Consider the following 22630-nt stretch of genomic DNA (forward strand, 5'->3'; position numbering starts at 1 on the left):
TTATGGAGAAAGGGAAGGACAGGGGAGGCGCAAAACCTCTTCAGGCAACGGTGGTCATACGCCTGATTGCGGGAGGGTATCTGGTGTATCTGGCCCATGATTTATTTAAGATTTATCTTAATCCCGCGGAGGGCGGGAAGATTTACCAGCTGGGATGTGCTGCGTTTTTCTTTGCAGTGGGGGCCGGACTGGCTGTCTGGTCTGGAATGAAGCTTATAAAAGGTGATTATGTGAAAAACGGTGAACGTGCTGATGGAGGGGAAACGCAGACGGACGAAGAATCGGCTGAGGATGCGGGAGCGGCTGATGGGACAAAAGAAGCTGCGGAGGAAACGCCTGAGGCAGATGACACCGAAAAAATAATAAATATTCAGGAGGACGATGGAAATGATAGGAGTTAAAAGTTATAAGTTCTGGTTCTGTACCGGTTCACAGGATCTGTATGGGGATGAATGCCTGGCGCATGTGGCGGAGCATTCCAGGATTATTGTTGACAACCTGAACCAGTCGGGTATCCTGCCCTATGAGGTGGTGTGGAAACCAACCCTGATTACCAATGAACTGATCCGCAGGACCTTTAATGAAGCTAATTCTGATGAGGAGTGCGCGGGCGTCATCACATGGATGCATACATTTTCACCGGCCAAGTCATGGATCCTGGGACTTCAGGAGTTTCGGAAGCCTCTGATGCATTTCCATACACAGTTCAACCAGGAGATTCCCTATGACACCATTGACATGGATTTCATGAATGAGAACCAGTCCGCGCATGGGGACAGGGAATACGGACATATGGTTACCCGCATGGGTATTGAGCGCAAGGTCATTGTGGGACACTGGAGCGATGAGAAGGTGCAGGGACGCATTGCCGGGTGGATGCGCACCGCGGTGGGCATCATGGAGAGCAGTCATGTAAGGGTGGCAAGATTTGCCGATAACATGAGGAATGTTGCTGTTACCGAGGGCGATAAGGTTGAGGCCCAGATGAAGTTTGGCTGGGAAGTGGATGCATATCCTGTGAATGAGCTGTGCGAATATGTGAAGGCAGTTCCAAAGGGGGATATCACGGCCCTGTTGGATGAGTATTACAGTAAGTACACCATCCTGTTAGAGGGAAGGGACCCCGAGGAATTTAAGCGCCATGTGGCTGTCCAGGCCCAGATTGAGGCTGGCCTTGAGAAGTTCCTTGTTGAGAAGGATTATCATGCGATTGTCACACATTTCGGCGATTTAGGCGAGCTGCAGCAGCTTCCCGGCCTGGCAATCCAGAGACTGATGGAAAAGGGTTACGGATTCGGCGGGGAAGGCGACTGGAAGACGGCTGCCATGGTAAGGCTGATGAAGATCATGGCCCAGGGAGTGAAGGATGCCAAGGGCACATCCTTTATGGAGGATTATACATATAACCTGGTTCCGGGTAAGGAGGGCATCCTGGAAGCGCACATGCTGGAGGTCTGCCCGTCCATTGCCGACGGGGATATCAGCATCAAGGTGAACCCGCTGTCCATGGGTGACAGGGAAGACCCTGCAAGACTGGTGTTCACATCCAAGACGGGTCACGGAATCGCCACCTCGCTGGTGGATCTGGGAACCAGGTTCCGCCTGATCATCAATGATGTGGAATGCAGGAAGACGGAAAAGGCAATGCCTAAGCTTCCGGTTGCAACCGCATTCTGGACACCGGAGCCAAGCCTGGCAACCGGAGCAGAAGCCTGGATCCTGGCAGGAGGCGCCCACCATACGGCATTCTCCTATGACCTGACGGCGGAGCAGATGGGCGACTGGGCAGATTCCATGGGCATTGAGGTTGTGTATATTGACAAGGATACAACCATCCGGGGCCTGAAAAATGAACTGCGCTGGAACGCAGCGGCTTACAGATAGGAAAACGCGGGTGAAGCCGCAGCCGGGATGACGGCTGCGGCTCCCGGTGTTTCAATGAAGGAGGGGTAATTCATGAGTTTAGATCATAATGCAGTTAAGGAAGGAATCGAAAAGGGAAATACATCGCTGGGAATCGAGCTGGGCTCCACCAGGATCAAGGCAGTGCTCATTGGGGAGGACCATACGCCCATTGCCTCCGGAAGCCATGACTGGGAAAACCGGTATGTGGACCATATCTGGACCTATACCCTGGAGGACATATGGAATGGAATCAGGGACTGTTATTCAAAGATGGCGGCTGATGTGAAGGAAAGGTACGGCGTAACCCTTACCACCATTGGTTCCATTGGATTTTCCGCCATGATGCACGGGTATATGGCCTTTGATAAGGATGGGAAGCTGCTGGTTCCCTTCCGCACATGGAGGAATACCATTACAGGGCCTGCCTCTGAGAAGCTGACCCAGGTTTTCCAGTACAATGTACCCCAGAGATGGAGCATTGCCCATCTGTACCAGGCTATCCTTAATAAGGAGGAACATGTAAAGGATATTGATTATCTCATTACATTGGAGGGGTATGTGCACTGGATGCTGACCGGGAAGCGGGTTCTTGGCATTGGCGATGTGGCAGGCATGTTCCCGGTGGACATCCATACAAAGGATTTTGACCAGAAGCGGATTGACCAGTTTGATGAACTGGTGGCAGGGGAGCATTTCCCATGGAAACTGAGGGACATCCTTCCAAAGGCCCTGGTGGCCGGACAGGATGCGGGCGTATTGACAGAGGAAGGCGCAAAGCTGCTTGATGTGTCCGGAAACCTGAAAGCCGGCATCCCCATGTGTCCGCCTGAGGGGGACGCGGGGACCGGGATGGCTGCCACCAACAGCGTTGCGGTGCGTACGGGCAATGTTTCCGCCGGTACAAGCGTGTTTGCCATGGTGGTGCTGGAAAAGGAGCTGGAGCATGTGTATCCTGAGATTGACCTGGTAACCACGCCGGCAGGCGATATGGTGGCTATGGTGCACTGCAACAACTGTACGTCCGACCTGAACGCCTGGGTAAACCTGTTCAGGGAGTTTGTACAGACAATGGGCATGAAGGTGGATATGGATGACCTGTTCGGGAAGCTTTACAACAAGGCGCTGGAAGGGGACGCGGACTGCGGCGGACTGCTGGCGTACAATTATTTCTCAGGAGAACACATCACCCACTTTGAGGAGGGACGCCCGCTGTTTGCGCGTATGCCTGACAGCAGGTTTAACCTTGCCAACTTCATGAGGGTGCACCTGTATACTTCCCTGGGCGCCCTTAAGACCGGCATGGATATCCTGTTAAAGAAGGAAAATGTGAAGGTGGATACCCTTCTGGGACACGGCGGCCTGTTTAAGACAAAGGGCGTGGGACAGAGGATACTGGCAGGCGCAATGAACGCCCCGGTGTCCGTCATGGAGACGGCCGGTGAAGGCGGCGCATGGGGAATCGCGCTGCTGGCATCCTATATGAGGAACCGGGAAGAGGGCGAGACACTGGATGCATATCTGGCAGATAAGGTCTTTGGCGGTGATAAGGGCATCACGGTGGAACCTGTTAAGGAAGATGTGGAAGGATTTGAGGCATTCATGGAGCGGTATGCAGAGGGCCTTGCCGTTGAGCGGGCTGCTGTGGAGCATATGAGATAGGAAACAGGATAGAAGGGCTTCAAGGGCTGCGGGCGGCCGGGGTGACGGAAAGCAATGTTTAGACGCGCCCTGAGATGCCGCCTGGATATGGATGATTGGATACGGTTGAAAATGACGGAGGAACAAAAATGTTAGAGGAACTGAAACAGATTGTATATGAGGCGAACATGGAATTGCCTAAGAGAGGGCTGATTACCTATACCTGGGGCAATGTCAGCGGCATTGACCGGGAAAAAGGCCTTTTTGTCATTAAGCCCAGCGGTGTGGATTATGATAAGCTGAAGGCATCGGATATGGTGGTAATGGATTTGGACGGCAATAAGGTGGAGGGGGATATGAACCCGTCCTCCGACACGCCGACCCATGTGGAGCTGTACAAGGCATTTAAGGAAATCGGGGGCATCGTGCACACCCATTCCCCTCATGCGGCTGCCTGGGCCCAGGCCGGAAGGGCGCTTCCCTGTTATGGCACCACCCATGCGGACTATTTTTATGGGGAAATCCCGTGCGCAAGGAACCTGACCGCCCAGGAGATTGAGGAAGGGTATGAGATGAATACGGGCAAGGTAATCATCGAGACCTTTGAGGGTAAGAATCCGGTGTATATCCCGGCCGTGCTGTGCAAGAACCATGGGCCGTTTACCTGGGGCAGGGATGCGGCTGAGGCAGTGCATAACGCGGTGGTCCTGGAGGAAGTGGCTAAGATGAACTTCATGACGGAAATGCTGAACCGCCAGGTGGAACCGGCGCCCCAGTGGCTGCAGGATAAGCATTTCATGCGTAAGCATGGACCGAATGCTTATTATGGACAGGGACATAAGTAGGGAATGGATTTTCAAACACGCCCGGGATTGTTGAGTGGCGCATCGCGGTGTGTACGCCGCGATGCGGAATCGGAAGTGCGGATTCGGAAGTGCTGATATAGTGTGCACATGAGAAGAAGCGGATTGGGTAATATGTATATGGAAAATGCAGGCAAGACAAACATGGATTTTTACCGCCGGGTAGGAATCGTGCTGAGGGCTGTTCCTGAGGGACGTGTGGTATCCTATGGGCAGGTTGCCCTTCTCTGTGGCAGGCCAAAGAATTCACGTCAGGTTGGGTATGCCCTGAGGAATGACCTCTCCGGACCGGTTCCTGCCCACCGGGTGGTTAACGGGCAGGGGTATCTGAGCGGTGCGGCCAGCTTTGATTATCCGGGACTGCAAAGACGCCTTCTGGAGGAAGAGGGCGTGAAGGTGTCCGGGGATAACAGGGTGGATTTAAAGGAGTTTGGCTGGAAGAATACCATGATGGAAGCAGAAATGCTTCTGAGGCAATTTGAAAGGGAGAAAATCTGAGACCAGAGTAGCGGTTATCCGTCACTCTGGTCTCAATCTGCATACTTCATTATATAGAGTTAAATTGGTCCGGCGGCTCCGCAGATGGGATATTTATTGTATGACGGCATTGGAAAGGATGTAAAATTCTTCCTGGCCCGCCTGGTACTTTTTCTCCATCCCTTCAAATCCCTGGTCAAAGCGCTGGGCTTCTTCTTCATCGATTTTCATGGCAGGGCTGTCGCGGTAGAACCATTTCCTGCCGTCCAAAGCATTTGGCTTAAGTTCCTTTGCCATCATCGCTGCGGGATAAGTTCCGTTCTCAGCGCAGATGTTATACTTTTTACAGCTTTTAAAGCCACGTCCGACGTAATTACCGGGATTCCCGAATATTACAATCACATCGTAGCCGAGTTCAACGGCCTTTTTAAAGGAATGTTCCATTAATGATTTCCCATATCCCATCCTCTGGTATTCGGGCAGTATGGATACCGGGCCGAAGGTCAGGATTTCTTTTTCTTCTCCGGCCTCATCGGTCAGCCAGGATTTTGTATACATGATATTCCCTACGATTTGATGGTTGTCTTCGATTACAAAATCCAGTTCCGGGAGAAAGTCCTCGTGGGAACGCATGACATGCACAAGATAGTGCTCGGCGCACCCTGGGATGTATATGTTATAAAAAGCCTTTCTTGTGAGTTCCTCCACAGTCCTGTAGTCTGCTGCTTCTTCATTTCTGATTTTAATCATATAAAAACCTCCTACTGGTTTTATTATAGTATAATGAGTTTGGCATGGCAATCTTATTTATGGAATCAGTCCTGGACCAGGCCTGGATAATTATGGTTAGTATTTACGGTTTCGATACAAGGAGGACGCTGGACGTGTTTGCGCCGGGCGGCACTGGGACAGATATGCTATAAAAAGATTTTGGAAAATAAGTTAGGAATTGTAAAAAGTGCATAAAAAAATAGAAGCAATTTTGAATAATATGTTTATTGTACTAATGCTAATATCATGTTATTATAAAAACATAATAAGTTAGGAGTGAAACAGATGGCAACACAATTTATAGATAAAGGCAACAATATCCCCCTGTACCTTCAGCTTCTGTCTATTTTCATGGAAAACATCAGGAAGGGAATCTGGGAAGCAGGGGAGAAACTTCCTTCGGAAAAGGAACTTTCCCATACATATGGGGTATCTTTGATTACGGTCAGGAAGACACTGGAAGAACTGAACAAGCAGAACCTGATTTACAAGATACAGGGAAAGGGCAGCTTTGTATCCTACGGGGAGTCGGAAAAGTATAATCTCCGGTTCAAGGAGCTGCGGAGTTTTACGGAGGAGATGGAGCAGAGCCGCAGGACCGTAGGGGCGGTAGTCCTCAAAGTGGAAGAGGCGGCCGTGGATTCCCGCAATGCAGGTGACTTTGGGATTCCTGAGGGGACCCGTGTGCTTCGGATTGTCCGTCTCAGGACGGTTGACGGTATTCCGACCCATATAAGTACTTCGGAGGTTTTTCCGGGAATCGGTGAGAAGCTGAAGGATTGTGATTTGACCCAGTCAATTTATGGACACCTTAGGCGTTTGGGGCATCAGCTGAGCCATGGGACAGAGGAGATTGTGGCGGCCATGCCTACCAGGGAGGAGGCCGGATATCTAAAAATCAGCTGTGATACGCCGGTGCTGGATACCCGGAGTATTGTAGAGGAGAATGGAAGACCGATCCTGATTACCCGGTCCCTTATTAATAGTAAACGGATGAAGATAACGGTGGAACTTGCAGGAGAAGAGTAAGGATAGAGCTGGGTGCCAGCTTTTCCTTTTCATCTAACATATTATGTTTTTATAATAACATTATAACGAGAGGGGGGAATAAGATGTCGAAAAAGGGAATAGCGGTTCTGGCGGTCGTGTTACTGGTGCTTGTGATTGCCGGCGCCCTTATGGGTGGGGTGAAGGCCGGAACACCTATGTTCCAGGCCGTGGGAGCGGTGCTTCTGGTTGTTGCGCTGGCCATGTTTTTTATGAAGAAGAAAGAGTAAAAGGAGAATGAGGTATGGAAAACTATTTGGGAATTTTAAGGGTATTGGGTGCTATATCGTTCGGTCTTGGGGGAATCGCATTTTTACTGTCATTCAAATGGAGGCTGGACGGGCTGAAGCTTGTGAAACATCATATCCGCTGGGACGCTTCTGTGATTACCATAATCGCAATATCTGCGGCATTAAATGCCGGGGCGGCGATTATCACAGGACCGATCCGGTTTGGATGGATCAGTTTCCGGCCGGGAGCGGCAATTACTCCTGTGCTGGGAATCCTTTTTGGGATACCCGGGGCCATTGGGGCGGGCCTGGGAAATGTGATTTCAGACATATTGAAAGGTTTTATCTCACCTGCCAGCGTCAGTGGTTTTTTGGGGAATTTCTTCGCATTTGCCCTGATACCCGGGATGATTGTAAGGGATGCTTCACTAAAGAACAAAAACAGCTGGATGCAGTATATTGCGGGCATATGCATCGGCGCCGGATTTGGGATGTTATCAATGCCGTGGTTCATTGATGTGACGGGGACCATGCCTCCGGTGGCGGCATGGACAACGGAACCCTTTGCCTTGCTGATGAACAGGATTTTGTCACCATTGCTGTTAGGACCGGTTTTCCTGAAGATTTTATATCCTTTTACAGTTAAGAATGGGATGTACTGGAGGCAGGAGAACACCACTACCGTAGAGAATCTGTAAAGGAAATAAGGAGATACAATGAGTGAAACATTAATAAAAGCGAAAAATCTTAAATTCCGCTATCCCGGGACGGATAAGCTGGCTTTGGATGATATCAGCTTTGAGATTCACAAAGGGGAAGTGATTGGGATCATCGGACCTAACGGCGCGGGAAAGACCACACTCTGCTCTGCAATCAAAGGGATTATCCCGCATAAAACAGGAGGGGCATGGGGTGGGGAGCTGGAGGTCTGCGGATTGTCAGTGCGGACTGGATCTACTGCAAAGCTGGTGCCCCATGTATCCATGACATTTCAAAATCCGGAAACCCAGATACTGGGTACAACCGTGGAGGAGGACCTGGCATTTACTCCGGAAAGCCTTGGCATGGAACCGGAGGAAATCCGCATGAGGATGGATCAGGTAATGGAAACAGTAAGGCTGCCTCTGGATTACAAGAAGAGGGCTCCGTTCCGTATGTCCGGCGGGGAAAAGCAGCGGCTTGCCATCGCGGCTTCCATTATTTCCGCACCGGATATCGTAATCCTGGATGAGCCTACAACGGAGCTGGATCCGGTGGGGAAGGCGGAAGTCCTTAAAATCGTGGGGAATCTGGCGGGAAGCGGGGAGAATACAGTAATCGTGGTGGAGCAGGATATCGATTATCTTGTAACCGTGGCGGACCGTCTTCTGGTCCTGGAGGAAGGAAAACTCATTGCCCAGGGGCCCACAAGGGAAGTGATGGCCAGGACGGAATTCTTAAAAAAGGCAAAGATTAATGTTCCGGATGTGTCTCTTTTATGGAAGCAGATGGGGTTTGACGGTAAATACCCGGTATTCCTTACCGTGGAAGAGGCCAGACGTGCACTGGCCCTGGAAGGGCTGACACAAACAGAAGCATCAGCTGTTGACAGACATGAGGCAAAAACAGGGGATGGGGAAAGGCCCGAGGCGGCTGCTTATGAGCATACGGTGTTTTCCTACGGCGAACGGGAGATTTTGAGCGATATCAGCCAATCCATACAGACCGGGGATTTTATCGCGGTACTAGGAAAAAATGGAGCGGGAAAAACCACTATGGTGAAACATCTAAATGGGCTTTTAAAACCTACCGGCGGTCATGTGTATGTATGCGGAAGGGATACGGCAGCCTGTTCCGTGGCTGATTTAGCCCATAGCACTGCGTATGTGTTCCAGAATCCGGATCACCAGCTGTTTAACCAGACCGTGGAGGAAGAGATTGCCTTTGGTCCGAGAAATCTGGGATGGGATGAGGGAAAGGTGAAGGAAGCAGTGGAACGGGCCATGGAAATCAGCGGACTGGAGGAATGGAGGAATGAGACGCCCCTGTCTTTGGAGCGCGGATTAAAACAAATTCTGATCCTGGCCTGTGTCATAGCCATGGATGTGGACATTTTTGTGGTGGATGAGCCTACCACAGGACTCAGCAAGTCTTTCAAGGACCGGATCGGCAGTATCCTGGACCGTCTGAATCAGGAGGGAAAGACAATCCTGCTGGTGACCCATGATATGCAGTTTGTGGCCGAGCATGCCCGGAATATCTGGGTGGTGCAGGATGGGAATATTACCCTGCAGGGAGGAATCCGGGAGGTGTTCAGGGAGAAGGAGCGGCTGCGGGAGGCATATCTGTTCCCGCCGCAGATAACACAGCTTGGGCTGGAACTGGGCTGGACATCTGTTTTGCTTAATAATGAAGAATTTATGGAGGTGGCCGGATATGAATGCAGTAGGCAGTTACATTGACCGGGATTCGGTGATTCATCATCTGCATCCTGTCACAAAGAATCTGTTATTTATCGGTACATTCGTGATTTGCCTTTTAACGAACCATCCGGCAATCCTGGCAGGGCTGTTCCTGGGGGTAATCCTTGTAGGCGCAGCGGCAAAGCTGCCAATCGGCCAGTCCCTTAAGCTGTTGAAAAGCGTTGCATTGCTGATTGTGATATTTTCCCTGGTAATCTGGCCCTTTACGCTGAAGGAGGGACAGGTGCTGGCACAGGCCGGAGGGCTTAAGGTTTATTCGGTAGGCGTCTGGTATGGAATTGCCATGACGTTCCGTTTCTGCACCATTGTGCTCATGAGTATCTACTGGATGATGTTCACCAGTATCAGTGAGATTACTTTGGGCCTGGTAACACTGGGGATGCCGTATAAGATGGCATTTTCCTTCTCAATGTCCCTGCGTTTTGTGCCGTTAATCATCAACGATCTTCATACCATCAAGGACGCGCAGCGGTCACGGGCGCTGGAGATGGACAAAGGGAGCCTGTATGGCAGGATTAAAAAGAATGTGGCAATTTTGATTCCGCTGTCCTCAAGGGCCCTGGGACTGATTAAACAGATATCCGTAAGTCTGGAGGCCAGGGGATTTGAATCGGGAAACGGGAAACGGACATCCATCAGTAAACGGCCTTTTACCGGCCGGGATTTTGGGATGACAGCCGGTCTTGTGTGCCTGTTTGCGGCGCTTGTATTGTTAAGGGTCACGGCAGTGGGCCTGATTACAACATCAGTATTATAAAGGGAGGTTTTTATGCAGGAATATCGGGATATGATGACGGAGATTGAACGGCAGGGGAGTCTGGGCCCGGGTTTAAAACAGATTGAGGCAGCGGTAGCAGAGACCTGTAAGGAAATTATGGAAAAGGGGAAGAACAGAAAAATCTTTTTCCTGGGATGCGGGGATTCCTACTTTGCGGGGCTGGCTGTTAAAAATTATTTCTTGAAAAAGACGGACAGCCTCTGCTTTCCGATGACAGCACTGGAGTTCTCCACATATGGGATTCACCAGGTGGATGAGGAGAGCACGGTGATTGCGGTTTCTATGTCCGGCAACGTGGCCCGGACCGTGGAGGCTGTGAAGGCGGCACAGGAGAGAGGGGCATATGTGGTGGGAATCACCAATTCCCTGACCGGACGTCTCTATGAAGTGTGCAGCCACCCTGTTTTTCTGGGGCTTAAGGAGGAACCGGGCTGGACGCCTGGGACATTAACCTACACCGGCACCTTATATGCCCTGTTCTGCCTGGGCGCAGGGCTTAGCCGGGAATCAGAAAGGGATGGATGCCAAAAGGAACTGGCACGGACAATGGAACTGATTTCCCATGTGGTTACCCAGTGCCAGGATACGGCAAGGCAGGCAGGAGAGAACTTTATCTATAATGGACATCAGTTCCCTGTCTATATACTGGGCGCAGGTCAGAGCTTCGCAACAGCCAAATACGGGGCAGCCAAATTCCTGGAAGTCTGCGGGGTGACCGCCATAGGCCAGGAGAGCGAGGAGTTCGCGCATCAGGAATTCTGGGTGATTGATAAGAACTGTCCGGTTTTCCTTGTGGCGCCCAAGGGGGACAGTTTCCAGAGAACCATGGAGGTTGGTGCGTGTCTCCGCCATTTTGGCTGCGACCTGTTTGTGATTTCCAATAGTGAGGAACTATGTGATATGGGGAAATATGCGTTTGCCATGCCGGAGGATGTGGAGGAATTATATGCGCCTCTGCTGTATGCGGTCCCCATACAGCTGACAGCTTATTATTTTTCCAGGAAACTGGGGCTGGATCCGGACCGCAGGAGCCATAATGACCCGTTCCGGAAAAAGGTAAGCCGGATGTTGACAAGAGGAACCGTTAATCTTGATTAGGGGGATTGGGATGGGAGAGGAAAAAATATTGGTGGCAGGTCATCTTTCACTGGACCGGATTAAAACCCCGGACCGGGAAGAAAACCAGGTTCCCGGAGGAGCGGCCTTATATACATCGGTGGCTGCCAGCGTATATGGCGGGACCACCGGGCTTTTAACCACCTGCTGCAGTGATTTCCCGGGGGAAGTATTGCAGCGGATTGAAGGTTTGGGGATTGATGTGTCTGAGGTACTTCCGGTGCTTGGTGAGCAGCGGAGAAGCTTCATGGAATATTCGGAACAGTTTGAAAGGGTGACACATAGCCATGCCAGGAAGATATGGTATGAGAAAACCTTGGAACAGACCCCAAGACATCTGCCCCGCAAAGAATATACGGTCCTGGTATTGCCGCCCATGCTGCCGGCTGTTCAGCTGGAATATGCGAAATGGGCGAAAAAACGCGGAATGCAGGTCTGTGTGGATACCAGTGAATATTTTGCTGAAAAGGACGGGGAAAGCCTGAGGGAGGTTTTAAGCTGGTGTGACATATTCCTGCCCTCGGATGTGGAACTGGACCTGCTCTGGCCGGGCTGCGGGGATTCCGCGGAGACATTGATAAGGCGGCTGGCCGCAACCTCCATTACCGCAGCAGTGATAAAACGGGCGGAACAGGGAGCTGATATTTATGATTTCCAAAGCAGGACAGCCTACCGGATTGGAATCCGGCATACGGTGGTAAAGGATGCCACTGGCGCGGGGGATACGTTTAACGGCGGATTCCTGTCCGCCTGGTGCAGGACAGGGGATTGGAAAAGCAGCGGCACATATGGGGCTGCCCTGGCTTCCCTGTGTATCGAGGCGTTTGGCTTTGAGGGAGTGGCAGGGAGGAAACGCAGTGAGGTGGAAAAACTGGCTGGGCAGGTGCCGGTAGAGGAATGGGGATTTTAAGGACAATCCTCTATGCCGGGAACCGGAATGATGAAAAGAGTTGGATCAGGAGGAGATACAGGATGGGAAAGTCATGCAGGATAACGGGAGTGGTTCATCTTCCGCCTTTCGGGGCAGACAGGCTTGATTTGGAAGGGCTGGAAAGCTGGCTGCTGGAGCAGATAGGCATACACGCGGAATGCGGGATCACAAGTATGATGATACAGGACCAGACGCCGGGAGAGCTGGCCGGATTAAAACACGTGGCCATCCTTTCGGCCCTGGGCAGAACGGTAAAACGGATGTTTCCGGATCTGTCCCTGGGGATAATACTGGAGGCAAACAACCCTTCTGCCGCAATGTATATTGCAAATGCCTGCGGCGCGGACTTCATCAGGCAGAAAGTGTTTATCGGAGCCATGGTTAAGGCAGGAGGCGTAATGACCGGCCGCGCAGGGGAAGTATGGGAAGCAAGAAAAGACATGGATCGGCCTGTCCGTGTACTTACGGACATCTATGACCGTACAGGTGTCCCGCTGGGTCCTCTTCCCATTGAGACGGCTGCCGGACAGGCGTTAAAGTACGGTTCTGACGGTCTGATACTGACCGGGAAGAACTTTGAGGAATCCCTGGACCTGGCGGACCGGGTGAGGAAACAGTACCCGCAGGCCCCTGTCTATCTGGGCGGAGGCATCACGGAGAAAAATGTGGGGGAAGCAGTTAAACACTGCGATGGAATGATTGTCAGTTCCTGCCTTATGGAGGATGGGAAGGATAATGTCTGGAGCAGGCAGAAGATAAGAAGATTTATGGAATGTGTCTGTGGATAATGAAATACAAGCTCACTTACCATATATGGAGAAAAATTATGTAGTGAATATTTAGCCGATTTTTGATGTTGTTTAGAATATAATTTCCCATTTATCAACCCGGGTATTTATTACAATAGAAATAGCAAGGGATTTATGATATAATCAGAAACAGAAAGCAAGAACGAGGGCTATAATTATGAGCGATTTATCATATACTACTTCTATGGTACAGGAAATCAAAGAATTATTATCCGGCGCACGTCAGCGTGCCGCGGTACAAGTCAATACGGAATTGCTGTCTACTTACTGGAACATCGGTCGCATTATTGTAGAGCATGAACAAAATAGTCAGGAACGCGCCGCTTACGGAAAACAGACACTAAAAGAAGTATCCAAAGAGCTATCAGAAGAATTTGGAAAAGGCTTTTCTGTTTCTAATATTCAATTCATGCGCCGCTTTTATCTGACCTATCAAATTCAACAGACGGTGTCTGTTGAATTGTCATGGTCGCATTACTGTGAGCTTTTGACGATTTCAGATGATGATAAGCGCCGCTTTTACGAAAAGGAAGCAATTAACTCCGGGTGGTCGATACGGGAACTGAAACGTCAGATTTCGACCTCTCTCTATGAGCGTTTGCTGCTGTCAGACGGGAAAGCCAACAAAGAAAAGGTTCTTGCTCTTGCAGAAAAGGGAATAGAAATGGCGCGGCCTGCAGATATGATAAAAGACCCGTATGTCTTTGAGTTTTTAGGTCTGCCGGAAAATAAGCCGCTTATGGAAAGGGAGCTTGAAAAGGCTCTTGTCGAACAGATAGAAAAATTTCTGTTAGAATTAGGACGCGGTTTTATGTTTGTGGGGACGCAGCAGCGCGTCACGTTGAACAATACACATTATTATGTGGATATGGTTTTCTATAACAAGATTCTCCGCGCCTATGTCCTGATAGAATTAAAAATGGTTAAGCTTATGCCGGAAGCCGTTGGACAACTAAATATGTATTTAAATTACTATGCAACAGAGGTAAACGATGAACACGACAATCCACCTATCGGCATCATCTTGTGTACGGACAAAGACAGCGTAGCCGCCGAATATGCATTAGGTGGTCTTTCAAACAATATCTTTGCTTCCCGGTATGTTTCTTATATTCCAAACAAAGAACAGCTTATCGCACAAGTGGAAGCAGTATTGCAGGAATGGCATAGTGAAAAAAAGTAAAAAAGACAGGGCACGGTAGCCAGCAAAAAAAATTGCCACCGTGCCCTGTCTTTTTATGGGTGCAGTTTTATGGCGTCTGTTACGAAATAGGAAGCCGATTACAAGGAAACAGGTATAGTTTCCTTGCCGCTTGATACGAGGCTTTGTCTGCCATGAGGTCTTGCATGGTTTCCTCAAAGTCAGCCAAACCATATCCGCGAATGGCTCCGCGATTGCTCCGGCCACAAGGTTTATCTTATTCTTACTGATTTTGCCAGAATGAATGCCGGAATAATTACGATTTCATTTCCCCAAAACCCTGCTATAATAAAGTTATTATTGTAATTGGAATTGAAAGAAGAAAGGACGGGCACATTATGCTGATGGAACAGGGCGGCAGGAAGCTGCGGGAATTTACAGAGGCCAGTTATCAGGAGACACACACAAAGGTTACGGACGGGATATGGCACATATCGGGGCTGGGACACAGCAATGCGGTGGTGATTGAGGGGGAATCCGGTGTAATCCTGATTGATACTTTAGATTCCCTGGAGAGGGGCAGGAAGCTGCTGTCAATCATCCGGGAAAAGACTGGGAAGGAGGTGGGGACGGTCATCTATACCCACGGACATCCGGACCACCGTGGCGGCGCAGGCGCTTTCCTGGAGGGAAAACCTGAGATCATTGCCTTTGCCCCTAAGACGGCTGTGCTGGAGAGGACGGAGCGGCTTAAGGATATCCAGAACCTGCGCGGTTTCAGACAGTTTGGATACGGGCTGACGGACGAGGAAAACATTTCCCAGGGAATCGGGCCAAGGGAGGGCATGGCTTATGGGGAACACCACGCTTTTGTACCGCCCTCTGTTGTGTATGATCAGGACCAGGTAATCCGCGAGATAGACGGGGTGCGCCTGGAAATGCTCCGCCTTCCCGGAGAGACCGAGGACCAGATCATGGTGTGGATTCCTGAGAAAAAGGTGCTGTGCTGCGGGGATAATTACTATGGCTGTTTCCCCAATCTTTATGCAATCCGCGGAAGCCAGTACCGTGACCTGGCCGTCTGGATTAAAAGCCTGGATGTCCTCATGTCATATCCGGCAGAGTATCTGCTTCCGGGGCATACGGGCGTCATATATGGGAATGATACTATAAAAGAGGTCCTGGGTAATTTCAGGACTGCCATTGATTATATACTGGAAAAGACCCTTGAGGGAATGAACCTGGGCAGGAGTGAGGACCAGCTGGCGACTGAAATCAAACTGCCGCCGGAATATGAAAGCCTTCCTTATCTGGGGGAATATTATGGATGTGTGGAATGGACCGTCAGGGCCGTCTATACCGCATATCTGGGCTGGTTTGACGGGAATCCCACCCATCTTCATCCCCTTTCGCCAAAAGCCAGGGCGGATAAAAGGACGGCGCTTATGGGCGGAAGGACGGAGGTCTTAAATGCAGCCAGAAAAGCCTGTCAGGATAAGGAGTACCAGTGGTGCCTGGAACTGTGCGACCAGCTGCTGGACAGTGACGGGGATGACCGGGAGGCGGCCCTTCTGAAATCAGATGCCCTTAAATCCATTGCAGGGTATGAGACAAGCGCAAATGGAAGACATTACTATCTGTCCTGCGCAAAGGAATTGAGGGGTTAAGTCTGTACAAGCAGAGGAAACCGGTATATAATGATATTGCTTTATTTTAGATATTGGAGGAAGAAAATATGACATTTACTTACCCGGCTGTATTCACACCCCATAAGGATGATAAGGGTTTTCATGTAGTGTTTCCGGATCTGGAGTGCTGCGAGGCAGATGGTCCGGATCTGGAGGATGCGGTGGAAAATGCAAGGGAAGCTGCCTATAACTGGCTTTACCTGGAGGTGGAGGAACAGACCTACGATTTTCCGGCCCAGTCCCATATAGAAGATATGGAGCTGGAGGAAGGTGCTTTTGTGAAGCAGATCATGGTCATTGTAAAGATCATGCCGGATAATGATTAACGGATATCAATGAAAATTAAGATTTTGTATACTTTGTTTCCCGCCCTTTTTGTCATATAATGGAATATATTACACTGCTATGGCATGATAAGGAGGGATAAAATGAGTATGGCAACAGGTATGGGCGTTTTCTTTTTTATTTTTGCACTTTTGTTATACATCGGTATCTTTGCACTTATTTTCACTGTTACCTATTTTGTATTCAAAAAGGCAATCAAAAACGGGCTTCTTGAAGCATACAAGGAAATCGAGAAAATGAAACATCAGGATTTCCAGGAATAAACAGATATACACAGGGATTATCAAAAATAACCAGTTCATACAACTGCAGAAAGGGGGCTGTCTCCCGGACATATGACCGGTCCGCATACCGGTTTGGGTCTGGGGACAGCCCTGTTTTTGTGTATTTAATTCGTAATGTATTTATTCCTGGTTGTTCTGCGGCAATTCATAATCATAAGGGTGGCGTACAAATGCGGATTACTTCCCAAGCCGTATCACATTCCAGGAACAGCTCTTCATGACCGTTGTGAAAATGCCGTCCTCCATCTGATATTCCTTTTTGGGGTAAGGCGTCACCTTTTCGCCTGTAAGGGAATTAACCGCCTTCATATCGTCATTTTCCATTGCAAGATATTCGATGACACGGTAGCCCTCAAAGCTGTTTAAGTCTGCTTCGAATGGGATATCCTGTCCGGCGCAGCGGTTGACCGCGAAGATGGTGACCTCGTCCTTCTCCTCATTATATACGGCTGCGGCGTCAATGTCCGTTACCTCCCCGTGCCTGCTGGTGTCATGGCAGGTGGAGCTGATCACGGGCGTCAGGGCAATGCCGCGTCCATATCTGGATGCGTGCAGGAAAGGATAGTAGATGGACTGGCGGAAGGCGCCGCCCTCGTTATCCGTCATAATCGGCGCGATTACATTGACAAGCTGTGCCAGGCAGGCAATCTTTAAGCGGTCCGCATGTTTCAGGAAGGTGATGAGGATCAGGCCTACTAAAAGCGCGTCCTCGAAGTCATAGATATCTTCCAGGAGATGGGGGGCTGTCTGCCATGGACGGTTTGCCATCTCCTCACTGTCGGATGCCTTGGAGTGGAACCATACGTTCCATTCGTCAAAGCTTAGGTTCAATGTTTTTTTGCTGCGCTTCTTGGCCTTGATATAGTCACAGGTGGCGGTTACCGTGTGGATGAAACGTTCCAGGTCCTGGGTCTTGGCCAGGAAGTCCTCGGTGTCATTGTCATAGTTGCCGTAATACTGGTGAAGGGAAATGTAGTCCACGTAATCATAGTCCTGTTCCAGAGACACGGCTTCCCATTCCGGGAAGGTGGCCATGTCCACATTGGAGCTTCCGCAGCTGACGAATTCCAGGGAGGAATCCATTTCCTTCATGGCCTTGGCTGTCTCGGCTGCCAGGCGTCCGTACTCGTAGGCTGTCTTATGTCCCATCTGCCATGGGCCGTCCATCTCGTTGCCAAGGCACCAGGTCTTTATATTATAAGGTTCCTTCACGCCGTGGCTTTTCCGCAAATTGCTGTAATAGGTGTCTGTGTCAAGGTTGCAGTATTCCAACAGGTTCAGGGCGTCCGCAATCCCCCTGGTGCCGAGGTTGACGGCCATCATGATGTCAGACCCGGCCTTCTTCGTCCAGCTGGAAAATTCTCCCAGTCCAAATTCGTTGGTTTCCAGGGTGCGCCAGGCCAGGTCAAGACGTTTCTTCCTCTGGTCCTTTGGCCCCACGCTGTCCTCCCAGAAAAAATTGGATACAAAATTGCCTCCCGGATAGCGGATGATGGGAACCTGCAGTTCCTTTACCAGCTCCAGCACATCCTTCCTGAAGCCTTCCCCGTCTGCCGAGGGGTGTCCTGGCTGATAGATGCCGTTGTACACAGCCCTTCCCAGGTGTTCGATGAAGGATCCGTATACGCGCTTATCCACCGGTGCAATCCTGAAACTTTTATCTACAATCATTTTTGCCTTTTTGCTGCTCATGATATTCCTCCTGAAAATTGGTTTATGGGTCATTCATATCTCACGCATACATATATATCCTGGGGGTAATCCCCGAATTTGCTGCCGAACAAGGTCAGGCCGCCGGGATTGCCGGAGTCCTCGTTTACTGCAAAGCGCAGTGTCCAGTAATCCTTTTCCGTATGGAAATGTCCCAGTGGCTTTTCTGCCTTCAGTTCCTTGTCCAGGTAAACGCCCAAACTGTTGATTTCATAGCGTTTGAGGATACCGTACTGCCCGGCGTGCCACCAGGAAGGCGTATACCTGCCGCGCCTGTCGCCGAAATCCCCGGGGGACTGCCAGGTGCACAGATGCTCGTCATTGAGGAAAAGGTCTATGTCGGATACGGCGTCAATCTTCACATCCGGGTATTCGGAACACATTTCCGCACAGATTTCTATGCTGGTGACCTGGCAGTCATCCGGCACATAGTTGGGGATGTAGTATTCCACATACCCCTTTGAGAACCAGATAAGCTCCGCGTTCTCACGTCTTGGGTCGTAGAAGCAGCGCGGGTCGTCGTAATCCCCGATTACGCTGTGTTCGGTTGCAATCCCGCAGGTAGGGGAGATTTCGGCACGGGTGTACTGGCCCACCTTCAGGTTTACATCGTAATGGGTAACGGCCAGGCGCGGCGTGGGGAAGAGCAGCATGTAGTTGGTTCCCACCAGGCTGCATACTTTTCCGTATTGTTTGCTTTTCTTGGATTCCACCAGATGGGCGCTCTCCAGCTTTTTGATATGGGAAGTCATGATGGCGCTGCTGACGCCGACATTTTCTGCCAGTTCCTTGATGTTCATGCTGCGCTTGGACAGGCAGCCGATGATTTTCAGGCGCACAGGGCTTGCAAGCGCCTCGAAGAACTCCAGATTATCTTCCGATATGCTGACTCTCATAACCACTCCTCCTCGTAGCGGCCGCAGCTGCGCGGCCGGTTGTATGTCCTGCTTCCAAATCCCGCTTCCAAATCCTGCTTCCTGCTTTCAAATCCAGCTTTCAGATCCTGCTTCCTGCTTTCAAATCCAGCTTTCAGATCCTGTCAGATCCTATCCTTTCACGCCGCCGGCAGTCATCCCGTCGATAAAGTAAGACTGGAAACAGATGAACAGGATCAGGATCGGTATGATTGCAAAGCAGGAGCCTGCAATCAGGATATCATAGTTGTTGCCATAAGGCGTAATCAGTCCTGCCAGTCCGACGGGCAGCGTAATCTTTGTGGCGGTGCGCATGACAATCATGGGCCACAGGAAATTATTCCAGCTCTGCATGCCCTGGTAGATGCCCATGGCTGCAAAGGACGGTTTCATTAATGGTAACATAATTTTAAGGAAAATGCCATATTCCGTGCAGCCGTCCACCCTGGCGGCATCCAGGAAATCCCTTGGAATACCGCTTAGATACTGGCGGAAGAAGAATACCAGCATGGGGAGGACCAGATAGGGAAGGATGATGCCCCACATGGTGTCGATGGTTTTCATGGCAATGGTCATGCGGTACAGTGGAAGGAGGATGATTTCCGTAGGTATCATCATCACAAGGAGGACGCAGACAAACAGGAGGTTCTTACCCTTAAAGTCGTACATGGCAAACCCATAGCCCACGCATGCGCTAAGGAATAAGGTCATGGCCACCTGGACAATGGTGATGGTCAGGCTGTTCCTGTACCAGTAAAAATAGGAATTATTGCCGCCAAAGAGCTGTACATAGTTGTTCAGGGAAGCCTTGGCAAAGTCAATGTTAAAATTCAGTCCGTTCCTCATCAGTTCGGATCCCGGGCTTAAGGACGCAACGGCCAGCAGGACCAGGGGCAGGAGGGTGATGCCTGCCACAAGGATGAAGAACAGGACAAGACAGATGGAAAATGCATTTTTTTTGGCTTTCATCCTCTAGTCCTCCTTTCGGAACGTTCCGTTGATGCCCAGCTGTATCAGGTTGATGATCAGGACCATGACCAGAAGGAAGCATCCGATGGCGCTTGCCAGGCCGATGTTGTTCTGTTCCCAGCCCATCCTGTACAGATAACCCACAATGGTGGTGCCAACGTTGTTGGGCGAGGTGTTGCCGTTAAACAGGATGTAGGATTCCGTGAACATTGCCAGTCCGGCAAATATGGATATGGTCAGCACATAGACCGTTGTGGGCTTTAATAGCGGAAGGGTGATGTGCCTGAATTTCTGAAGGGCAGAGGCGCCGTCAATGGAAGCGGACTCATACAGTTCCTCGGGAATCTGCTGAAGCCCGGACAGGTAGTACATCATATTGACACCGGTCCAGCGCCACATGCAGATGGTAAAAAGGGCAATCCATACGGTCAGGGGCTTTCTCAGCCACACAATGGGACCATTGCCCAACATGGCCATGACCTGGTTGGCAAAGGAACCTTCCAGTTCGCCGTAAATCAGGCGGAAGATGGTGCCTGCAACCACCACGGATGTAAGGGCCGGTACAAACATGGAGCTTCTAAAGACGGTCTTGCATTTCATCAGCTTGGAATTAAGTATGGTGGCCAGGAGCATGGGGACCGGTATCATAAGGCACAGGGTCACGATTGTGTAGAACATGCTGTTCCTGACCGCCTTAAAAAAGATAGGGTTCATAAGGGACTTATAGTTTTTAAGACCCACAAAGGTATTGCCTGAACCGGATACCTTCTGGAAACTCATGACCACGGTATTGATGACCGGATACACAAAAAAGATGGAAAAGGTCAGGATAAATGGCAGTATGAAGACATACGGTGCCACTTTCTGGGAATACAGAAAATGAGAAACTATCTTTTTGCGGTTCAATCTCGATTCCTCCATTCATGGGATAAACGTATGCTTGGGGGCGCAGGGATTGTTGATGGCGCCCCCTTTCCTCATACTGTTTGATTCATACGCGGGATTCAGATATTATTCATCGTAAATGACGCTGGCCTGTTCATTCTCAAGCAGCTGGTCCACGTCCTCGTCCAATGAAAGTTCAAATGCATTGGTGTAGGTGGTGGTTCCAAGTATGCTGCGGACATTGGCGTATGCGCCGGAGATATTGGGGGCGGTCAGGTCAATTCCGTATTCAGCCCTGATTTCGTTCAGCACGTCAAATGGATTGGTCCTGAAGTACTGGATGAATTTGTTGTTCTGGTCATGGGTCAGTTCCCCGTCATCCCAAAGAGAGGTCCTGATTGGGTCGAATCCTAATTTCTCCCAGATATATCGGTTGCCTTCCTCGGACAGCTTTGCATATGCCAGGAATTCCTTTGCCAGGTCCTGGTTGGCGGACTGGTTAGTTACACTGGTCCCGGTTCCGCCCTGGAGCACGCAGCGGGTATCTCCCTTGTTCCATACAGGAATCTTATAGATTGCAATCTTACCGTTTAAGTCAGGACAGTAATCCGTGAAACGTCCCATGTACCACAGCGGCATGGCGATGGAGGCAACCCCGGCATTATTCAGGTGGCCGTACCATTCCTCACAGTGGAACTTGCCGCCAGGGGCAACTTCACAGATGCCTGCGTCAATCATCTTGCGGATGAAGGTGATGGCCTCGCCGTGCTCCGGCGTATCGATGTTTGGCTGGCCGTCTTCGGTCACATACTGCACACCCTTTTCCAGAAGCAGAAGCTGGGGAAGGAACAGGTCGCTCAGTTCCACCGCGCACATGGGCTTGCCGGTCTTTTCAAGAACCGTAAGGCCTGCATTGTAGTAGTCATCCCAGGTTTCGATGGTCCCGGGGTCAACACCAGCGGCATCCATGATATCCATGTTGTAATAGCACACGCTGGCGCCCAGATGGAAATCAATACCGTACTGGTTACCCTCGGAATCCCCGTACATGTTAACACGGGACATGACAATGTCATCCTTGTACGGCTCTACCACGTCATTGATGGGCAGCAGGTAATTATCCTTTAAGAATGTGGCGTATCTTCCGATTTCAATATCTGCGATATCAGGGGCGCCCGTGCCTGACTGGAGGGCTACCAGCAGCTTTGTATGTACGGCGGAGCTTTCGCCTGTGGTCACGGTCAGGTTGATGGGCTTATCCGGATGGGATTCATTCCATTTGTCCGCCATTTCCGTATAGAAGTTTACGTGAAGCTCCTGGAAGGTCCACAGCGCCATCTCGGTTCCGCCATCCACAAAGGTGTTGGTGCCTGTGGTCCCGCCGCCCGCCGGGTCGGCTGCCTGTGCGGCGGGCGCTTCTGTGGCGCCTGCCTCGGTCTTTGTATCTGCTGCAGGTGTCTGGTCAGTGGTGCCGGCCTTGGAACCGCATCCCATTAATGATGTGCTTACAAGTGCTCCGCATAATAACATACTTAATAATCGTTTCCGCATAATTCCCTCTCCTTTTAAACAGTTGTCATCCATTGGAATCACATTAAAATATAAAGTTGAATACACGTGTATTTTGCTAAAGCTAAATCGAAAAGATGTTTTTAAGATTTAGTTTT

23 protein-coding genes are annotated in these 22630 nt (G+C 50.4%); 17 read left to right on the forward strand and 6 right to left on the reverse strand.

Annotation, left to right across the window (positions count from 1 at the left end; genetic code table 11):
* Positions 1-2: 2 nt before the first annotated feature.
* The 5 genes from MCJ35_RS04195 to MCJ35_RS04215 all read left to right on the forward strand — a co-directional run bounded on the left by MCJ35_RS04195 (position 3) and on the right by MCJ35_RS04215 (position 4904).
* Positions 3-401, forward strand: a complete 399-nt coding sequence (locus MCJ35_RS04195) for a hypothetical protein (RefSeq protein ID WP_227809760.1) — start codon at positions 3-5, stop codon at positions 399-401.
* Positions 388-1884 carry an L-arabinose isomerase gene (gene araA, locus MCJ35_RS04200; protein ID WP_008722420.1) on the forward strand — a complete coding sequence of 499 codons (1497 nt, stop codon included), beginning with the start codon at positions 388-390 and terminating at the stop codon, positions 1882-1884. Before MCJ35_RS04195 ends, araA begins: the two co-directional genes overlap by 14 nt.
* Before the next feature lie 72 nt (positions 1885-1956).
* Positions 1957-3564 (forward strand): xylulokinase, encoded by a 1608-nt coding sequence (locus MCJ35_RS04205; RefSeq protein WP_025482822.1) that lies wholly within the window; start codon positions 1957-1959, stop codon positions 3562-3564.
* Positions 3565-3692: 128 nt separating this feature from the next.
* The gene (locus MCJ35_RS04210; RefSeq protein ID WP_008722423.1) at positions 3693-4388 is read left to right on the forward strand and encodes an L-ribulose-5-phosphate 4-epimerase; all 696 of its coding nucleotides are present in this window, start codon (positions 3693-3695) and stop codon (positions 4386-4388) included.
* A 162-nt stretch (positions 4389-4550) separates the two neighbouring features.
* The gene (locus MCJ35_RS04215) at positions 4551-4904 is read left to right on the forward strand and encodes an MGMT family protein (RefSeq protein WP_025482821.1); all 354 of its coding nucleotides are present in this window, start codon (positions 4551-4553) and stop codon (positions 4902-4904) included.
* 93 nt (positions 4905-4997) lie between these two features.
* Here MCJ35_RS04215 and MCJ35_RS04220 read toward each other — a convergent pair whose 3' ends face one another.
* The gene (locus MCJ35_RS04220; RefSeq protein WP_008722429.1) at positions 4998-5633 is read right to left on the reverse strand and encodes a GNAT family N-acetyltransferase; all 636 of its coding nucleotides are present in this window, start codon (positions 5631-5633) and stop codon (positions 4998-5000) included.
* A 306-nt stretch (positions 5634-5939) separates the two neighbouring features.
* Here MCJ35_RS04220 and MCJ35_RS04225 point away from each other — a divergent pair, with 306 nt between their 5' ends.
* The 12 genes from MCJ35_RS04225 to MCJ35_RS04280 all read left to right on the forward strand — a co-directional run bounded on the left by MCJ35_RS04225 (position 5940) and on the right by MCJ35_RS04280 (position 16464).
* Positions 5940-6683 (forward strand): GntR family transcriptional regulator, encoded by a 744-nt coding sequence (locus MCJ35_RS04225; RefSeq protein ID WP_008722431.1) that lies wholly within the window; start codon positions 5940-5942, stop codon positions 6681-6683.
* Positions 6684-6766: 83 nt separating this feature from the next.
* Positions 6767-6931, forward strand: a complete 165-nt coding sequence (locus MCJ35_RS04230; protein WP_008722433.1) for a hypothetical protein — start codon at positions 6767-6769, stop codon at positions 6929-6931.
* 14 nt (positions 6932-6945) lie between these two features.
* Positions 6946-7629: a QueT transporter family protein gene (locus MCJ35_RS04235; protein WP_008722434.1), complete on the forward strand. Its 684-nt coding sequence runs from the start codon at positions 6946-6948 to the stop codon at positions 7627-7629.
* An 18-nt stretch (positions 7630-7647) separates the two neighbouring features.
* Entirely contained in the window at positions 7648-9372 is a 1725-nt protein-coding gene (locus tag MCJ35_RS04240; RefSeq protein WP_025482817.1) for an ABC transporter ATP-binding protein, read from the forward strand.
* On the forward strand, positions 9347-10150 hold the full coding sequence (locus MCJ35_RS04245; RefSeq protein WP_025482816.1) for an energy-coupling factor transporter transmembrane component T family protein: 804 nt from the start codon (positions 9347-9349) through the stop codon (positions 10148-10150). The genes MCJ35_RS04240 and MCJ35_RS04245 overlap by 26 nt, the downstream gene beginning before the upstream one ends.
* A 12-nt stretch (positions 10151-10162) precedes the next feature.
* The gene (locus MCJ35_RS04250; RefSeq protein ID WP_008722440.1) at positions 10163-11269 is read left to right on the forward strand and encodes an SIS domain-containing protein; all 1107 of its coding nucleotides are present in this window, start codon (positions 10163-10165) and stop codon (positions 11267-11269) included.
* Between the two features lie 10 nt (positions 11270-11279).
* Entirely contained in the window at positions 11280-12197 is a 918-nt protein-coding gene (locus tag MCJ35_RS04255; protein ID WP_025482813.1) for a carbohydrate kinase family protein, read from the forward strand.
* Positions 12198-12259: 62 nt separating this feature from the next.
* A complete protein-coding gene (locus MCJ35_RS04260) occupies positions 12260-13006 on the forward strand; it encodes a BtpA/SgcQ family protein (RefSeq protein ID WP_025482812.1) in 747 nt (248 codons plus the stop codon).
* A 178-nt stretch (positions 13007-13184) separates the two neighbouring features.
* Positions 13185-14210: a PDDEXK nuclease domain-containing protein gene (locus tag MCJ35_RS04265; protein WP_051400558.1), complete on the forward strand. Its 1026-nt coding sequence runs from the start codon at positions 13185-13187 to the stop codon at positions 14208-14210.
* 356 nt (positions 14211-14566) lie between these two features.
* Positions 14567-15835, forward strand: a complete 1269-nt coding sequence (locus tag MCJ35_RS04270; RefSeq protein WP_025482810.1) for an alkyl sulfatase dimerization domain-containing protein — start codon at positions 14567-14569, stop codon at positions 15833-15835.
* A gap of 68 nt (positions 15836-15903) precedes the next feature.
* Positions 15904-16182: a type II toxin-antitoxin system HicB family antitoxin gene (locus MCJ35_RS04275; RefSeq protein ID WP_025482809.1), complete on the forward strand. Its 279-nt coding sequence runs from the start codon at positions 15904-15906 to the stop codon at positions 16180-16182.
* Positions 16183-16284: 102 nt separating this feature from the next.
* Positions 16285-16464 carry a DUF6019 family protein gene (locus MCJ35_RS04280; protein ID WP_034576156.1) on the forward strand — a complete coding sequence of 60 codons (180 nt, stop codon included), beginning with the start codon at positions 16285-16287 and terminating at the stop codon, positions 16462-16464.
* 198 nt (positions 16465-16662) lie between these two features.
* Here the strand turns inward: MCJ35_RS04280 and arfA are convergent, their stop codons facing one another.
* From arfA to MCJ35_RS04305, 5 genes are all read right to left on the reverse strand, one after another.
* Positions 16663-18177, reverse strand: a complete 1515-nt coding sequence (gene arfA, locus MCJ35_RS04285) for an arabinosylfuranosidase ArfA (protein WP_008722452.1) — start codon at positions 18175-18177, stop codon at positions 16663-16665.
* Between the two features lie 29 nt (positions 18178-18206).
* Entirely contained in the window at positions 18207-19091 is an 885-nt protein-coding gene (locus MCJ35_RS04290; protein WP_025482808.1) for an ArsR/SmtB family transcription factor, read from the reverse strand.
* Positions 19092-19241: 150 nt separating this feature from the next.
* Positions 19242-20078, reverse strand: a complete 837-nt coding sequence (locus MCJ35_RS04295; RefSeq protein WP_025482806.1) for a carbohydrate ABC transporter permease — start codon at positions 20076-20078, stop codon at positions 19242-19244.
* A gap of 3 nt (positions 20079-20081) precedes the next feature.
* Complete coding sequence (locus MCJ35_RS04300) at positions 20082-20984, reverse strand: carbohydrate ABC transporter permease (RefSeq protein ID WP_008722459.1); 903 nt, start codon at positions 20982-20984, stop codon at positions 20082-20084.
* Positions 20985-21089: 105 nt separating this feature from the next.
* A complete protein-coding gene (locus MCJ35_RS04305; RefSeq protein WP_227796656.1) occupies positions 21090-22514 on the reverse strand; it encodes an ABC transporter substrate-binding protein in 1425 nt (474 codons plus the stop codon).
* Positions 22515-22630: the final 116 nt, after the last annotated feature.

Source organism: Enterocloster sp. OA13, from assembly GCF_022440595.1.
Taxonomy (GTDB): Bacteria; Bacillota; Clostridia; order Lachnospirales; family Lachnospiraceae; genus Enterocloster; species Enterocloster hominis.

Bases quoted from the DNA above. Each gene is read 5' to 3' on its own strand.
- MCJ35_RS04195 (WP_227809760.1), top strand. From the start codon at position 3: ATGGAGAAAGGGAAGGACAGGGGAGGCGCAAAACCTCTTCAGGCAACG.
- araA (WP_008722420.1), top strand. From the start codon at position 388: ATGATAGGAGTTAAAAGTTATAAGTTCTGGTTCTGTACCGGTTCACAG.
- MCJ35_RS04205 (WP_025482822.1), top strand. From the start codon at position 1,957: ATGAGTTTAGATCATAATGCAGTTAAGGAAGGAATCGAAAAGGGAAAT.
- MCJ35_RS04210 (WP_008722423.1), top strand. From the start codon at position 3,693: ATGTTAGAGGAACTGAAACAGATTGTATATGAGGCGAACATGGAATTG.
- MCJ35_RS04215 (WP_025482821.1), top strand. From the start codon at position 4,551: ATGGATTTTTACCGCCGGGTAGGAATCGTGCTGAGGGCTGTTCCTGAG.
- MCJ35_RS04220 (WP_008722429.1), bottom strand. From the start codon at position 5,633: ATGATTAAAATCAGAAATGAAGAAGCAGCAGACTACAGGACTGTGGAG.
- MCJ35_RS04225 (WP_008722431.1), top strand. From the start codon at position 5,940: ATGGCAACACAATTTATAGATAAAGGCAACAATATCCCCCTGTACCTT.
- MCJ35_RS04230 (WP_008722433.1), top strand. From the start codon at position 6,767: ATGTCGAAAAAGGGAATAGCGGTTCTGGCGGTCGTGTTACTGGTGCTT.
- MCJ35_RS04235 (WP_008722434.1), top strand. From the start codon at position 6,946: ATGGAAAACTATTTGGGAATTTTAAGGGTATTGGGTGCTATATCGTTC.
- MCJ35_RS04240 (WP_025482817.1), top strand. From the start codon at position 7,648: ATGAGTGAAACATTAATAAAAGCGAAAAATCTTAAATTCCGCTATCCC.
- MCJ35_RS04245 (WP_025482816.1), top strand. From the start codon at position 9,347: ATGAATGCAGTAGGCAGTTACATTGACCGGGATTCGGTGATTCATCAT.
- MCJ35_RS04250 (WP_008722440.1), top strand. From the start codon at position 10,163: ATGCAGGAATATCGGGATATGATGACGGAGATTGAACGGCAGGGGAGT.
- MCJ35_RS04255 (WP_025482813.1), top strand. From the start codon at position 11,280: ATGGGAGAGGAAAAAATATTGGTGGCAGGTCATCTTTCACTGGACCGG.
- MCJ35_RS04260 (WP_025482812.1), top strand. From the start codon at position 12,260: ATGGGAAAGTCATGCAGGATAACGGGAGTGGTTCATCTTCCGCCTTTC.
- MCJ35_RS04265 (WP_051400558.1), top strand. From the start codon at position 13,185: ATGAGCGATTTATCATATACTACTTCTATGGTACAGGAAATCAAAGAA.
- MCJ35_RS04270 (WP_025482810.1), top strand. From the start codon at position 14,567: ATGCTGATGGAACAGGGCGGCAGGAAGCTGCGGGAATTTACAGAGGCC.
- MCJ35_RS04275 (WP_025482809.1), top strand. From the start codon at position 15,904: ATGACATTTACTTACCCGGCTGTATTCACACCCCATAAGGATGATAAG.
- MCJ35_RS04280 (WP_034576156.1), top strand. From the start codon at position 16,285: ATGAGTATGGCAACAGGTATGGGCGTTTTCTTTTTTATTTTTGCACTT.
- arfA (WP_008722452.1), bottom strand. From the start codon at position 18,177: ATGAGCAGCAAAAAGGCAAAAATGATTGTAGATAAAAGTTTCAGGATT.
- MCJ35_RS04290 (WP_025482808.1), bottom strand. From the start codon at position 19,091: ATGAGAGTCAGCATATCGGAAGATAATCTGGAGTTCTTCGAGGCGCTT.
- MCJ35_RS04295 (WP_025482806.1), bottom strand. From the start codon at position 20,078: ATGAAAGCCAAAAAAAATGCATTTTCCATCTGTCTTGTCCTGTTCTTC.
- MCJ35_RS04305 (WP_227796656.1), bottom strand. From the start codon at position 22,514: ATGCGGAAACGATTATTAAGTATGTTATTATGCGGAGCACTTGTAAGC.